Source organism: Streptomyces sp. NPDC037273, from assembly GCF_055603625.1.
Genome location: NZ_JBVJVO010000001.1, coordinates 558,531 through 572,178 on the forward strand (window position 1 = coordinate 558,531; position 13,648 = coordinate 572,178).

At 73.5% G+C, this 13,648-nt stretch carries 14 protein-coding genes; 13 read left to right on the plus strand and 1 reads right to left on the minus strand.

Going from position 1 to position 13,648, the window contains the following annotated elements; genetic code table 11:
* The first annotated feature begins 188 nt into the window (after window positions 1–188).
* From ACZ7G1_RS02410 to ACZ7G1_RS02435, 6 genes are all read left to right on the plus strand, one after another.
* Entirely contained in the window at window positions 189–1,193 is a 1,005-nt protein-coding gene (locus ACZ7G1_RS02410) for a hypothetical protein (RefSeq protein WP_470880103.1), read from the plus strand.
* 161 nt (window positions 1,194–1,354) lie between these two features.
* Window positions 1,355–2,560 (plus strand): threonine synthase, encoded by a 1,206-nt coding sequence (locus ACZ7G1_RS02415; RefSeq protein WP_470880043.1) that lies wholly within the window; start codon window positions 1,355–1,357, stop codon window positions 2,558–2,560.
* Window positions 2,561–2,614: 54 nt separating this feature from the next.
* Window positions 2,615–3,727 (plus strand): ABC transporter substrate-binding protein, encoded by a 1,113-nt coding sequence (locus ACZ7G1_RS02420; protein WP_470880042.1) that lies wholly within the window; start codon window positions 2,615–2,617, stop codon window positions 3,725–3,727.
* A gap of 65 nt (window positions 3,728–3,792) precedes the next feature.
* Complete coding sequence (locus ACZ7G1_RS02425; RefSeq protein WP_470880040.1) at window positions 3,793–4,251, plus strand: TIGR03618 family F420-dependent PPOX class oxidoreductase; 459 nt, start codon at window positions 3,793–3,795, stop codon at window positions 4,249–4,251.
* 122 nt (window positions 4,252–4,373) lie between these two features.
* The gene (locus tag ACZ7G1_RS02430; RefSeq protein WP_470880039.1) at window positions 4,374–5,045 is read left to right on the plus strand and encodes a HEAT repeat domain-containing protein; all 672 of its coding nucleotides are present in this window, start codon (window positions 4,374–4,376) and stop codon (window positions 5,043–5,045) included.
* 3 nt (window positions 5,046–5,048) lie between these two features.
* Window positions 5,049–6,053: a MerR family transcriptional regulator gene (locus ACZ7G1_RS02435; RefSeq protein ID WP_470880037.1), complete on the plus strand. Its 1,005-nt coding sequence runs from the start codon at window positions 5,049–5,051 to the stop codon at window positions 6,051–6,053.
* Window positions 6,054–6,078: 25 nt separating this feature from the next.
* Here the strand turns inward: ACZ7G1_RS02435 and ACZ7G1_RS02440 are convergent, their stop codons facing one another.
* Complete coding sequence (locus tag ACZ7G1_RS02440) at window positions 6,079–6,735, minus strand: NADPH-dependent F420 reductase (RefSeq protein WP_470880035.1); 657 nt, start codon at window positions 6,733–6,735, stop codon at window positions 6,079–6,081.
* Window positions 6,736–6,915: 180 nt separating this feature from the next.
* Here ACZ7G1_RS02440 and ACZ7G1_RS02445 point away from each other — a divergent pair, with 180 nt between their 5' ends.
* From ACZ7G1_RS02445 to ACZ7G1_RS02475, 7 genes are all read left to right on the plus strand, one after another.
* Window positions 6,916–7,680, plus strand: coding sequence for a response regulator transcription factor (locus ACZ7G1_RS02445; RefSeq protein ID WP_470880033.1), 765 nt, complete (start codon window positions 6,916–6,918; stop codon window positions 7,678–7,680).
* 183 nt (window positions 7,681–7,863) lie between these two features.
* Window positions 7,864–8,919, plus strand: coding sequence for a glycosyltransferase family 2 protein (locus tag ACZ7G1_RS02450; RefSeq protein ID WP_470880032.1), 1,056 nt, complete (start codon window positions 7,864–7,866; stop codon window positions 8,917–8,919).
* Between the two features lie 45 nt (window positions 8,920–8,964).
* Window positions 8,965–9,153, plus strand: coding sequence for a hypothetical protein (locus ACZ7G1_RS02455; protein WP_470880031.1), 189 nt, complete (start codon window positions 8,965–8,967; stop codon window positions 9,151–9,153).
* 49 nt (window positions 9,154–9,202) lie between these two features.
* Window positions 9,203–9,712: a GNAT family N-acetyltransferase gene (locus tag ACZ7G1_RS02460; protein ID WP_470880029.1), complete on the plus strand. Its 510-nt coding sequence runs from the start codon at window positions 9,203–9,205 to the stop codon at window positions 9,710–9,712.
* 143 nt (window positions 9,713–9,855) lie between these two features.
* Window positions 9,856–10,842, plus strand: a complete 987-nt coding sequence (locus ACZ7G1_RS02465; RefSeq protein ID WP_470880027.1) for a LacI family DNA-binding transcriptional regulator — start codon at window positions 9,856–9,858, stop codon at window positions 10,840–10,842.
* Window positions 10,843–10,916: 74 nt separating this feature from the next.
* Window positions 10,917–12,605, plus strand: a complete 1,689-nt coding sequence (locus ACZ7G1_RS02470) for an ABC transporter substrate-binding protein (protein ID WP_470880026.1) — start codon at window positions 10,917–10,919, stop codon at window positions 12,603–12,605.
* A 59-nt stretch (window positions 12,606–12,664) separates the two neighbouring features.
* Complete coding sequence (locus ACZ7G1_RS02475; RefSeq protein ID WP_470880024.1) at window positions 12,665–13,642, plus strand: ABC transporter permease; 978 nt, start codon at window positions 12,665–12,667, stop codon at window positions 13,640–13,642.
* The last annotated feature ends 6 nt before the right edge of the window (window positions 13,643–13,648 follow it).

A 13,648-nucleotide genomic window follows, 5' to 3' on the forward strand; every position in this document is an offset into this window, starting at 1 on the left:
ACGGCACGGTGAGCACGTACACGGCGGTCACGAACGGGCCGGGTGCGAACGCGGGAACGGGCACGCAGCCCAGGGGAACGGACGCGCGCACGGCGGGCGCCCGTACGACCACGCCCGGGGCCGAGGGCGCGGCCACCGTGGGCACGGCGCTCCTGCTCGCGGCCGCGCCCGCAGGCAAGGGGCGCGTGATGGACGCCGCTTCGGTGCTGCCGGCCCTCGCCGCCGTACCGCCGGGCATCCTCACCGGCACCACCATCGCGACCGTCGTCGAGCTCGCGGACCCGCTGGACCCGCAGACCGTGCTGACCCGGCTGCGCGCCGCCGCGGCGAGCCCCGGCCCCTTGGTCGTCTGCCTCGCCGGCCAGCTCCACCTCGACCGCCGCCAGGAACTGCCCCACCTCGCACTGGCCCGCACCACCCCGGCCACCCTCCGCTACACGGCGCTGCCCTGGCACTGGCTCGCCGGCGAACTCGGCGTACGCCCGCCCGGCACCACGACCGTCGTCGCCGACCTCGCCGCCGACCCCGAGGTGTGGCAGCGCCTCACGGCCGTGCCCGAACTGCTGCACCTCGGCCCGGGACCCCTCCTCTACGGACGGGTGACGCCCGCCCCGCGCCGGGGCGAAGCCGCCACCCCCGACTACCTCCGCGCCTGGGCGGACCTCTGGCGCTCCGGCGCCCGCCTCCCGCACGCCACCCTCCACGCCGAGGCCGCCGCCGCGACCGCCCCGGCCGCCCCGACCGCGCGGTTCCTCGCGCCGGCGCCCCCGCCCGTGGCCGCCGCACCGGAGGACCCGCACCCCGCCATCCTCGCCGCGGCCATGGCAGGCCGGCACGGAGAGGCGGCCTCCCTGGCGGCCGCCTGGGAACAGGAGGCGCTGCGCCGCCACGGACCCCGCTCGGCGGAGGCCCTGCACTGGACCGAAGTGCGGGCCGACCTCGCCCGGCTCGCCGGAGACCCCGCCCGCAGCTGCGAACTGTGGCTGGCAGCCGCCGAAGCCCGCCTCGCCCTGCGCCAGCGCCCCGACGACCCCGACGTCGAAGGCGCCGTCGACCGCGCCCACCACCAGTGGGAGCAGATCACCGACCCCACCCGCGCCCGCGCCCTCGGCCCCGGCCTCGTCACCCTGCGCCGCCACGTCCCCGGCCGCCAGCCGGGAGCACTCGCCGCCCTCACCCGCCGGATGGGCTGACCGAGACCGGCGTCCGTCCCGGCCGGGGCCGCCGTACGTGCCTCGCCGTCCGTCCCGGCTTGCCGGGGCCGCCGCACGTGCCTCGGCCGTCCGTCCCGGCCGGGGGCCGCCGCACGCGGCCCGTCTGTCCGTCCCCGGCCACTCATCCCGAAAGGCCCCGCGTGACCTCGCTCGCCACCGCCCAGCGCTCGCTCGCCGACCCGTCCGTACGCCATCCGCTCTGGCCGCCGCTGACCCGGGGCTGTCCCGTCACGTCGACGGACGAGGTCGCGTACCCCCTCGACATCGACTACGCCTACGACGAGGTGCCGTCGGATCTGTTCACCCGCCCCGCCGCGCACGGCCTCGAACGGTGGGCCCCGCTGCTGCCGCCGCTCGCCGCACCCGGCCTCGGCGAGGGCAACACGCCGCTGGTCGAACTCGCCGACGGCGTCTGGATCAAGGACGAGTCCCGCAACCCCACATGGAGCCACAAGGACCGCCTGAACCGGGTGGCGGTCAGCGCCGCCGTCGCCTCGGGCGCGCGCGGCATCGTCGTCTCCTCCTCCGGCAACCACGGCGCCGCCGCCACCGCCTACGCGGCCCGCGCCGGACTGCCCTGCGCCGTCTTCACCTCCCCGGACGCGCCTCCGGCCGTCGCCTCCCACCTCCGCGCGTACGGGGCGACCGTGCTCACGGTGCCGCGCGACTCCGTGCGACCGCTGATGCGCCGCATCGTCGACGAGCTCGGCTTCCAGAGCGTCAGCAGCGTCACGGACACGGGCCACACCGGACACCCCTTCGGGCCCGAGGGGTACAAGACCATCGCCTACGAGATCTTCCTCGACCTGGGCCGCGCCCCGGCGGCCGTCCATGTCCCCACCGGCTACGGGGAGTTGCTCTTTGGCGTGGCCAAGGGGTTCCAGGAGCTCGCCCGGCTCGGCGTCACCGGCTCCGTACCCCGCGTGTACGCGACCGAGCCCGCGGCGGCGGGCGCCCTCACCGAGGCCCTCCGTACCGGCCGGCCCGTGGCCCGGGTCCCCGTCGGACCGACCACCGCGTACGCCATCGACTGCGAGATCAACAGCTACCGGGGCGTCCTCGCCGTCCGGGAGACCGGGGGCGCGGCCCGCACGGTCACGGACGAACAGATGGCCGCCGCTCAGGGTGAGTTGGCGGCGCAGGGCCTCTGGTGCGAGACCTCGTCCGCCGCCGGACTGGCCGGACTGCGCGCCCACGGGCCGCACGAGAACGACGGGCCGGTCGTCTGCGTGGTCACCTCCAGCGGATACAAGGACATCGGCACGGCGAGGGACACGTACGCGCCGATGGACCCGGACTGGAGCGCCGTCAGGACCGCGCTGACCGGTGGTGACGACCGCTCGTAGCGGTCCGCCGCCGAAGCCGACGACCAAGCCGAAACAAATGGGAGACAGCACACCATGAACACGCCCGCGTCATCGTACGGAGCCGAGTCCACCGACCGTACCCCCGTCCTCCTGGGCGCCCTCGTCCCGCTGACGCCGCCCGGCTGGGTCGAGGCGGGCCGGCACCTGCTCGCGGGGCTCGAACTGGGCGTGCGCGAGGTCAATGACGCCGGGGGGATCGGCGGGCGTCCGCTGGAGCTGCTGGTCAGGGACACCGCGGCCGACCCGGAGCGGGCCGCCGCGGCCGTGGAGGAGTTCGCGGCTCTGGGCGTGGCCGCCGTGGCGGGCGAGTACCACAGCGTCGTCGCCCGCGCCGCCGCCGCTCGGGCCGACGCCCTCGGCATACCGTTCCTCTGCTCGTCGGCGGTGCTCGACGCCCTCACCGAGGAGCCGACGGACTGGGTCGCCCGGCTGGCCCCGGCGCAGTCCCAAGGCTGGCGGGCCTACGCCGACTTCCTCCTCGGAGCGGGTCACCACAGGATCGCCGTGGTGACCCAGCCGAGCGTCTACTGGGCCTCTGGGACGAACATCCTGCGCGAGCGTCTCGCCCCGCGCGGGGGCTCCGTCGTCGAGTTCGACGCGAACGCGCTCACCCCCGAGGGCCTCTGCGACGCGCTCGCCGCCGACGGCGCGACGGCGCTCCTCCTGCTGGTCGGGCAGCCGGAGCCGGCCGTCCCGATCGTCAGGGCCGTACGGGCCGACGGACGGCTCGCGGGGGTCCTGATGGGCGCTCCCGCCGGGCAGCCGGAGTTCGCGGGATGGGCGGAGGCGCTGGGTGAGGACGGCGCGGGGATTCCGTTCCTGCGCTATCTGCCGGAGCGGTTCGGTCCGTTCGGCGAACGCGTCGCGAAGGAGCTCCGTGAACTACTGGGCGATGAGCCCTCGTTCGTCGCCTTCGAAGGCTGGGACACCGTCACCGTCCTCGCCGAGGTGCTGCGTTCACACGGCACGGACCGCGAGGCCGTCGCGGCCGCCTGGCCGGTTGTGGAGGTCGAGGGCACGCGGGGGCCGATCAGCTTCGGCCGTGCGCCGGGCATCGGCGTATGGCAGTGGACGTGGCCGCCGGTCCAGGTCGTCGACCGGGACCCGGCGCGACCGGACCGATTCCGGGTGCGCCACACCGGCTGAGCTGCGGTTTCCCGGCACACGTGGGGCGTGGAATACCCCGGAGCATGGGCGAGTTGATCACTGACATGACTCAAGGACCCGCACCCCGACCCCTGTCCGACGACGAGCTCTCCGAACTCCTGGGCGCCCAGCAGTTCGGAACCCTCGCCACCAACAAGCGCAGCGGTCACCCCCACCTGACCACCATGCTCTACAACTGGAACGCAGAGGAGCGGGTCATCCGGTTCTCCACCACCGCCGACCGCGTCAAGGTCAAGCAGCTCCGGCGGGACCCGCGCGCGGCCGTGCACGTCCCGGGTGGCAACGTGTGGTCCTTCGCCGTGGCCGAAGGCGAGGCCGAGGTCTCCGAGGTCACGACCACCCCGGGGGACGCGACCGGCCGCGAGCTCCTCGCGATGGTGCCGCAGGCGGCGAAGCCGGAGGACGAGGACGCGTTCCTCGAGCAGCTGGTCGCCGAGCGTCGGGTGGTCATACGCCTGAAGGTGTCCCGCCTCTACGGGACGGCGCTCGACATCGCGGGCTGAGCCGAATCGCGGGCTGAGCCGAATCGCGGGCGGCCGGGTCACGGCTCCGGCCGCCGCCACTCCCACCGCTTGACCTTGACACGGTGACAAGGTCTTCACTGCCGGTCGAGGAGGTGGTCTCGATGACGGTCACGGGACAGAACACGGATGTGACGCGAGCGCTGCGGGCGCTGGAGGACGACAAGGCGTCCGTACGGCTGCGGGCGGCGCTCGCGGTGGGCACGGAGCCCGACCCGCGCTTCGTCGACGCGCTCGTCGAGCGGTGCGCGGTCGAGCCGGAGTTCTTCGTCCGCGACATGCTGACCTGGGCGCTGACCCGGCATCCGGTGGAGACGACGTTGCCCGAGCTGCTGCGCGAGGTGGGCTCGGAGCGGGCGCAGGCGCGGAGCCAGGCCCTGCACACGCTGTCGAAGATCGGGGACCGGCGGGCGTGGCCGGTGATCACCCGGGCGCTGCTGACGGACGCCGACGACGAGGTGGCGCGGAGCGCCTGGCGGGCGGCGGTGGTGCTCGTACCGGAGGGCGAGGAGACGGCCCTGGCCGAGGTGCTCGCGACGCAGCTCGGGCGAGGCGGGCGGGAGACGCACCTGAGCCTCAGCCGGGCGCTGGTCGAGCTGGGGGAGGCGATCACGCCGGCCCTGCGGGCCGCCGCGTCGGCGCCCGACCCGGACGTGCGCGCGCACGCGCTCGCCACCGAGCGGCTGCTGCGCGACCCGGACACCGGATTCGGATACGCGATCGAAGAGGCGAAGCGTGTCGTCGCCCTCGGCGGCTCGGGTGACGAGGGACGATAGGGCGTGTTGATCGGTGAGGTGGCGCGACGGTCCGGGGTCAGTGCCCGCATGCTGCGGCACTACGAGTCGCTGGGCCTCGTACGGCCCTCGGGCCGTACGGGCTCGGGGTACCGGGAGTACTCCGGGGACGACATCCGGCGGATCTTCCACATCGAGAGCCTGCGCTCGCTGGGCCTCTCGCTGCGCGAGATCGGGCGTGCCCTCGACGATCCCGGGTTCCGGCCCTCGGAGCTCGTCGGCGACCTCGTCAGCCGGACGCGTGAGCGCATCGCGGCCGAGACCGAGCTGCTCACGCGGCTGCGCCGGATCGACGCCGCGGACCCGGCGGGCTGGGAGGACGTCCTCCAGGTCGTCGCGCTGCTCCAGGCGCTCGGCTCGCCGAGCGCCGACGCCCGCCAGCGCGCGGCCCTCGCCTCCGGCGACGACGTGCCGGTCCCGGTGGAGGCGCTCGTCGAGGCGTTGCTGAACGAGCCGGAGCCGAACGTCGCCGGCGCCCTCCGCTGGGCCCTGGCCCGGTCGGGCCAGGGCGGCCCCGTGCTCCTCGCGCGAGGCCTGGAATCGCCGGAGGCCGCGGTGCGGGAACAGGCCGTCCGGTCCCTCGCCGCGCTGCCCGGCGACGAGGCCGCCGCGCTGGTGCGCCAGGCCCTCGAACACCCCGATCCCGTCGTCCACGGCCATGCCGCCCTGGCGCTCGGGACCCGCGGCGAGGCCGACGTCGTCCCGACGCTCATCGAGATGATCGTGGACGGCCGGAACGACACCGACGCGGCCGACGCGCTCAGCGTCCTCGCCGGCGACGGGGCGACGGCCGACCTGATCGCCGCCGCCGTCGTCGGCCGTCTCGCCCAAGACGCGACCGGGGCCTCTGCCCGGGGGCGCCTCACCCAGGCGCTGGCGGCCGTCCCGGGGGCGCCGGCCACCCGGGCCCTCGAAGAGCTGTCGCACGACGAGGACCGCGCCGTCGCCGTGACCGCGACCTACCTCCTGCGGCTGCGCGACGCCCAGTGATGCGGAGCACCGGGCGCCGGCCGCGTCAGGGCCGGGTTGTCGCCGGGAGGACGACCCGGATGCCGAACTCGTAGGTGCCGGTGGACCGGGCGATGGCGACGAAGAGGTCGGCGAAGTGCTCCTGGCCGCGCGCGGTGGCGATGGGGCCGAGGTCGAGGAGCGAGTCGTCGGGCCACCCCAGATCGCCGAGGAGACCGCCGACGACCCGCTTCGCGACCGGGTCGTCGCCGGAGAGGAAGACGGTGCTCGGGCCCTCAAGGGAGTCGGGGGCGACCATCACGCCGCGGTCGATGGTGGAGACGGTCTTCACGACCCGGGTGGCGGGGAAGGCCTCCTGGATCTCCTCGCCGAGGCTGACGCCGGGGTGCGAGGGCGTGCCGTCCGGCAGGAAGCCGACGGCCACGTCGAGGAGGACCTTGCCGGCGAGGGCGGGGGCCCCGATGGTGCGCAGGAGGGCCGTGGAGGCCGTACCCGGGGTGGCGTTCACGACGACCTCGCCGTGGGCGACGGCCGCGGCGAGGTCCACGATCCGTGATCCGGCGGCGACGAGCCCCTTCAGCTCCGCCTGGAGGGCCGGGTCGTCCGGGCGCCGCGACCCGATGACCACCTCGTGTCCGGTCCGGGCCCACGCCTCCGCGAGGGCCTGACCTACGTGTCCTGTTCCGAGGATTCCGATACGCATGACGCTCATGGTGGCCGGACGGGCGCCACCCGCACCTCGGTCCGGGAACCGATGACCGTTCGGCCGATGGGTCCAGGACCCGTCGGGGAGGGGCGCCCGGTGGCTGCCGGGGGAGCGTGGTGGGGCGCACGGCAGGCCGGGGAGCGTGCCGGGGAGGGAGGGTGGCCCTATTGTCCTGTTATGTCGATCTCTGTCGTGCCGGAGTCGGGCGGACCCGCCCGGCCCCTGATCCTCTTCGCCCTGAACGACCCCCGCGTGGTGGACGTGGTCGGCGGCATGCTGCGCGAGCAGGGCCATGAGGTACGGCAGACCGTGGACGGGCCGGCCACGCGGCGGGCGCTGCGCGAGCGCGCCCCGCAGGGCGTGGTGCTGAGCCTCGAACTGCCGCACTGCGACCCCTGGCGGTTCCTGGAGGACCTGCGGGCCGAGGCCTGCGCGATGCCGATCGTGGTCGTCGCCCCGGTGTACATCGAGGTGGACGCGGCCCGCGCCTACCGCACCGGGGCCGACGACTACATCACGTACGCGCTCTCCCGCGAGCAGGGCCTGCCCCGCGTCGCCGCCCGGTTCCGGCGCCTCCTGCCGGCGCCGGGCGCGCGCCCCGCGCAGCCGTACGGAGGCGGGTACGGCCCCGACGCCGGCCGCGGCGGCGCGCACCGGATCGTGGTCGACCGGGCGACACGCGTGGCCCGTGCCGACGGGACGCCGCTCGATCTCACGGCCCTCGAGTTCGACCTGCTCGCCACCTTCGTGGCCAGTCCCGAACAGGTCCTGAGCCATGGGCAGTTGCTCGACCGGGTGTGGGGCGAGAGCGTGAACGCGGACCCGCGGCGGGTGAAGTACGCGGTGCTCCGGCTCCGCCGCAAGATCGCCGAGGCGACCGGAGGCCGTACCGGCATCGCCACCGTCCGGGGCGTCGGCTACCGCTACCACCCGAGCGACTGACCTCCGGCGCCCGCCGGACGGGACCGAGTTCCCGTCCGGCGCGGCCCGACGTCCCCTCCCCGCCCCCGCCGAACGTCCCTTCCCGTGTCCCGCAACCCGGGCGCACCCTGCCCGCACCCTCGTCGCAACAGCGCCGCGAGAGGGTCGTTCCAGGACATTCGGAACGCAGGGAAGGAATCGGCGGTGGAACTCGTCGCGGTCGTGCCGGCACACAACGAGCAGCACGGCATCGTCGCCACCCTGGCGGGCCTCTACCGCCAGGAGCTCCGACCCGACCGGATCGTCGTGGTCGCCGACAACTGCACCGACCTCACGGCCGAGATCGCCGAACGCGCCGGCGCCGAGGTCTTCGTCACCTCCGCCAACCACGACAAGAAGGCGGGCGCCCTCAACCAGGCGCTCCCCGCGATCCTCGACGAACTCCCCGACGACGCACTGCTCCTGGTCCAGGACGCCGACACCGTCCTCAACCCGCGCTTCGCGCACTGCGCCGTGGACGCCCTCGACGAGGACGACACCGTCGGGGCGGTCGGCGGCATCTTCTACGGCGAGGAGGGCGGCGGGATCCTCGGCCTGCTCCAGCGCATGGAGTACGAGCGCTACGCCCTGGAGATCCACCGCAAGGGCAACAAGGCCACCGTCCTCACCGGCACCGGAACGGTCTTCCGCACGAGCGTCCTGCGCGAGGTCCGCGCGGCCCGCCGGGACGGCCGGATAGGCGGCGGCGACGGCTACTACAGCCTGGCCTCGCTCACGGAGGACGACGAGATCACCAAGGCCGTCAAGACGCTCGGCCACCGCACCGTCTCGCCCGACGGCTGCTGGCTCGTCACCGAGGTCATGCCGACCCTCCCCAAGCTCTGGCACCAGCGGATGCGCTGGCAGCGCGGCGCCCTGGAGAACCTGCGCGACTACGGCCTGACCCGGGTCACCCTGCCGTACTTCGGCCAGCAGCTGATGCTCGGCCTCGGCGGCCTCGCGCTCGCCCTCTTCGCCACCGCCACCGTGCTGGTGCTCGCCACCGTCGGCTGGCAGGGCTTCTCCCTGTTCTGGGGCGCGATCACGCTGATCTTCGTCCTCGAACGCACCCTCACCGTCCGCCGCGCCGGGCGCCGGGCCGTCCTCCTCGCCCTCCCGCTCGTGCCGGAACTCCTCTACGACGTCTTCCGCCAGCTGGTCTTCGCCCGCTCGCTCATCGACCTCGTCCTGCGCCGCCAGGAACGCTGGGTGGCCACCTGAGGCGCCCCCGTCCCCCACGCCACCCTCGACCGGAAGGAACCCCTCATGTACGGCAAGCCCATCGGAGCGAGCGCGGTAGGCGGCTCGGGCGCCGGCCTCGCCGCCACCGGCGGCGGGATGTCCCCCATCGCCGTCCTCTGCCTCGTCGTCGCGGCCACCACCCTCGTCGCCGCGGGCCTCGCCCTGCGCAGCCTCGTCCCCGTCATCCGCGGCGGCGGCCCCGAGCGCCGCTGACCCGCGCGCGGGTCCCGGGCCGCGCCCCGGTCCTGAGATGATCGAAGGCGTGACCGTCACCCCGCACCCCACCCGGCACCAGCCGCTCGTCACCGAGCGCCTGGTGCTGCGGCCCGTCCGGAGCGCGGACGTCCCGGCCGTGACGCGTCTGTGGACCGATCCCGCCGTACGCGAGCACCTCGGCGGGCCCGTGATCGACTCGGTCATCCGGATACGGCAGAGCCGTATCGTCGGCGCGCCCGGCTTCCACGCCGTCGTCCGCGCCGAGGACGGCGTGCTGCTCGGCCTCGTCACGCTGGAGGACGCCGGGCACGGCGGCGAGACGGAGGTCTCCTACCAGTTCCTGCCCGAGCACTGGGGCCACGGCTACGCCCGTGAGGCGGTCGCCGCGGCCGTCGCCCGCGCCCTGGAGACCGCCCCGAGCGTCGTCGCCGTCACCCAGGAGGCCAACCTCCGCTCCCGCCGCCTCCTGGCGGCCGTCGGCCTGGAGCACGCCGCGTCCTTCGTCGAATGGGACGCCCACCAGGTCCTCTACCGCCGCCGCGCGGCCGGCGCCTGAACAAGATATTGACAGCGGCCTGAAATCGGCCGTAACTTGCCTGCAACGTCGTACTAACGCGCGTTACTAAAGCGCGTAACGAAGAGAAGCGGCCAAGGGCAGGGGGAGACGACATGGCGGCCGGCAGTCCTCGTAGCGTGACCATGAGTGATGTCGCGCGACGGGCGGGGGTCTCGCGCACGGCGGTGTCGTTCGTCCTGAACGACCGGCCGGGCGCCGCCATCCCGGACGAGACCAGACGGCGGATCCTGGCCGCGATCGACGAGCTCGGCTACCGGCCGAACGCCGGGGCGCGCGCCCTCGCGGCCCAGCGGAGCGAGTGGTACGGGCTGATCACCGAGATCGTCACGGCTCCCTTCGCCGTCGACGTCATCAAGGGCGCCCAGGACCGTGCCTGGCTCGACCGCAAGTTCCTGCTGATCGCCGCGAGCGAGGGGGACCGGGCCCAGGAGGCGGCGGCTCTCGACAAGCTGCTCGAACAGCGGGTGGAGGGACTGCTCTACGCCACGACCTGGCACCGGGCGGTCACCCTGCCGAAGGCGGCCCGCGAGGTCCCCACCGTCCTCGTGAACTGCTACGACGCCGAAGGGGAACTGCCCTCCGTCGTGCCCGACGAGGTCACCGGAGGTCACCGGGCGGCGCGCCGGCTCGTCGAGGCCGGACACGAGCGCATCGGGTTCATCAACCTCGACCCGGACATCCCGGCCGCCGTCGGACGGCGGGAGGGGTACGAGCGGGCACTGCGCGAGGCCGGTCTGCCGCTCGACCCGGCCCTGGTCGTCTCCGGCCACGCCACCGCGGACGGCGGGTACACCGCCGCCTGCGAACTTCTCGACCGTGCCGACCGGCCGACCGCGCTGTTCTGCGGCAACGACCGGATGGCCATGGGAGCCTACGACGCCATCAAGGAACGTGGGCTGCGGATCCCGGACGACGTGGCCGTGGTGGGCTACGACAACCAGGAACTGATCGCCGCCTACCTGCGGCCCAAGCTGACCACGCTCGCCCTGCCGTTCGAGGCGATGGGCGCCAAGGGCGTGGACATGCTGGCCGCCCTCGCAGCGGGGCAGCCGCTCGACACCCTCAGGGTGACGGTCGACTGCCCGCTGCTCGAACGCTCGTCGGTCTGACCGCGAATCAGGCCCGTCGAGTCATCTCGTCCCGTCTTCGTCCTGTGAGTTGAAGAGAGGAAAGAGCCACCATTATGACACCCTCCCCTGCCCGCGGCCGAGCCCCGCGGGGGCTCCGCCCCGCCCTCGTGGCGTCCGCCGCGGCGGCCGCCCTGGTCCTGACCGGCTGCTCCGGCGGCGCGGGAGCGACCGGCGCCGGAGACACCTCCGGCAACCAGCTCCTCACCATCCCGCGCGAGGACATGGGCACCTTCACGCGGAACTTCAACCCGTTCTCGCCCAAGGCCGCGCCGATGACCAAGGAGGCGGTCTACGAACCGCTGATGGTCCACAACCCGGCCGACGGCAAGGACACGCCCTGGCTGGCCACCGAGTGGAGCCAGGCCGCCGACGGGAAGTCCGTCACCTTCACCCTCCGCGAGGGCGTGAAGTGGTCCGACGGCAAGCCGTTCGCCGCCGAGGACGTCGTCCACACCTTCGCACTCCAGAAGAAGCTGCTCGGCGGCTTCGAGTACCTCGGCCGGGTGACGGCCGACAGCCCCCGGAAGGTCACCTTCCACCTCACCAAGCCGTTCTCCCCGGCCCTGTACGAGATCGCCGGCCACTTCATCGTCCCCCAGCACATCTGGTCGAAGATCGCCGACCCCGCGAGGGACACCAACCCCACCCCCGTCGGCACCGGCCCGTACACCCAGGTCCAGGCCTTCCAGAGCCAGTCCTACGAGCTCCGCAGGAACCCCTCGTACTGGCAGGCCGAGAAGCAGCGGATCGCCGGCATACGGCTGCTCGCCTTCTCCGGCAACGACAGCGCCAACCTCGCCTTCACCAACGGCGAGGTCGACTGGACCCAGGCGTTCATCCCCGACATCGAGAAGTCCTTCGTCGCGAAGAACCCGAAGACGAACCACTACTGGTTCCCCACCACCGGCGCGATGATCAACTGGCAGCTGAACACGGCCAGGGCGCCCTTCGACGACCCCGCCCTGCGCAAGGCGCTCAGCCGCGCCGTCGACCGCGAGAAGATCGCCAAGGTCGCCATGAACGGCTACAGCACCCCCGCCGACTGCACCGGCCTCTCCCACGCCTACGACGCCTGGCGCGACAAGACCGTCGCCGCCTCCTGCGACTGGACCGGCCACGACACCGCCGCCGCGGCGAAGGCCCTCGACACGGCCGGCTACCGGCGCGGCGCCGACGGCAAGCGGACCGGCAAGGACGGCAAGCCGCTCACCCTCGACATCTCCGTCGGCTCCGCCTCCTCCGACTGGATCTCGGTCGCCAACATCATCAAGCAGGACCTCGCCGAGGTCGGCGTCACCGCCACCGTGAAGTCCCCGGACTGGTCCGCGGTCGTCGCCGGCTACGAGACCGGCGACTTCGACAGCGGCATCGTCTGGAGCAACAACGGCGCCACCCCGTACGAGTTCTACCGCGGCGCCATGAGCACCGGCACCGTCAAGCCGGTCGGCGAGAAGGCCACCGAGAACTACCACCGCTTCGGCGACCCGAAGGCCGACCGCCTCATCGACGCCTTCGCCGCCACCACCGACCCCGCGGCCCAGCGGGCCAGGGCCGCGGAGCTCCAGAAGCTGTTCGCCGCCGACGCACCCGTCGTGCCGCTCTTCCCCGGACCCGAGTGGGGCGCCTACACCGACGCCCGCTTCACCGGCTGGCCGACCAAGGACGACCCCTACGCGACCCTCTCCAACCGGTCCGTGACCACCGTCCTCGTGCTCACCTCCCTCCGGCCCGTCAAGGGCTGATCCCCAGCGGCCCCGGTGCTCGCCGCCGGGGCCCCCGTACCCCGACAGGGAGAAGAGCAGTGCGTCTCGTCCTGCGCAACCTGGGGTTCTACCTGATCGCCTTCTGGGCTTCCGTCACCCTCAATTTCCTGCTGCCGCGCGTCATGCCCGGAGACCCGGTGTCCCGGATGTTCGCGCAGGCCCAGGGGACGATGCAGCCCGAACAGATCGCCCAGTTGCAGAAACTCTTCGGTCTCGACCACCGCCCGCTGTGGCGGCAGTACGTCGACTACCTCCACAGCGTCGCCACCGGCGACCTCGGCATCTCCATCTCGCGTTTCCCGACCCCGGTCTCCGAGGTCATCGGCTCCCAGATCGGCTGGACCCTGCTCCTCGGCGTCACCGCCCTGGTGGTCGCCGCCGTCCTCGGCAACGTCCTGGGCGTGCTCGCCGCCTGGCGGCGCGGCGGCGTCCTCGACTCCGCCTTCCCGCCGCTGCTGATCTTCGTCGGCTCGTTCCCCTACTTCTGGCTGGCGATGGGCGCCCTGTACCTCTTCGGCGTCACGCTCGGCTGGTTCCCGCTGCGCCACGCGTACGACGTCGGGCTCGTGCCCGGCCTCGACGCCGCCTTCATCGGGAACGTCGCCACCCACCTCGTCCTGCCGGCCCTGACGATCGTCGTCGTCTCCGTCGGCGGCTGGATGCTCGGCATGCGGAACACGATGATCGCCACGGCCGCCGAGGACTACATCACCATGGCCGAGGCGAAGGGCCTCAGCCCCTCCCGGATCATGTTCCGGTACGCCGCCCGCAACGCGTTGCTGCCGTCCGTCACCAACTTCGGCATGGCCCTCGGCTTCATGGTCGGCGGCGCCCTCCTCACCGAGGTCGTCTTCGCCTACCCGGGCATCGGCTACCAGCTCCTCGCCTCCGTACAGGCCCTCGACTACCCGCTGATGCAGGGCATCTTCCTCACCATCACGGCGGCCGTCCTGCTCGCCAACTTCGTCGTCGACCTCGTCCACGTCCGCCTCGACCCGCGCGTCCGCGTCCGCTGAGGAGGG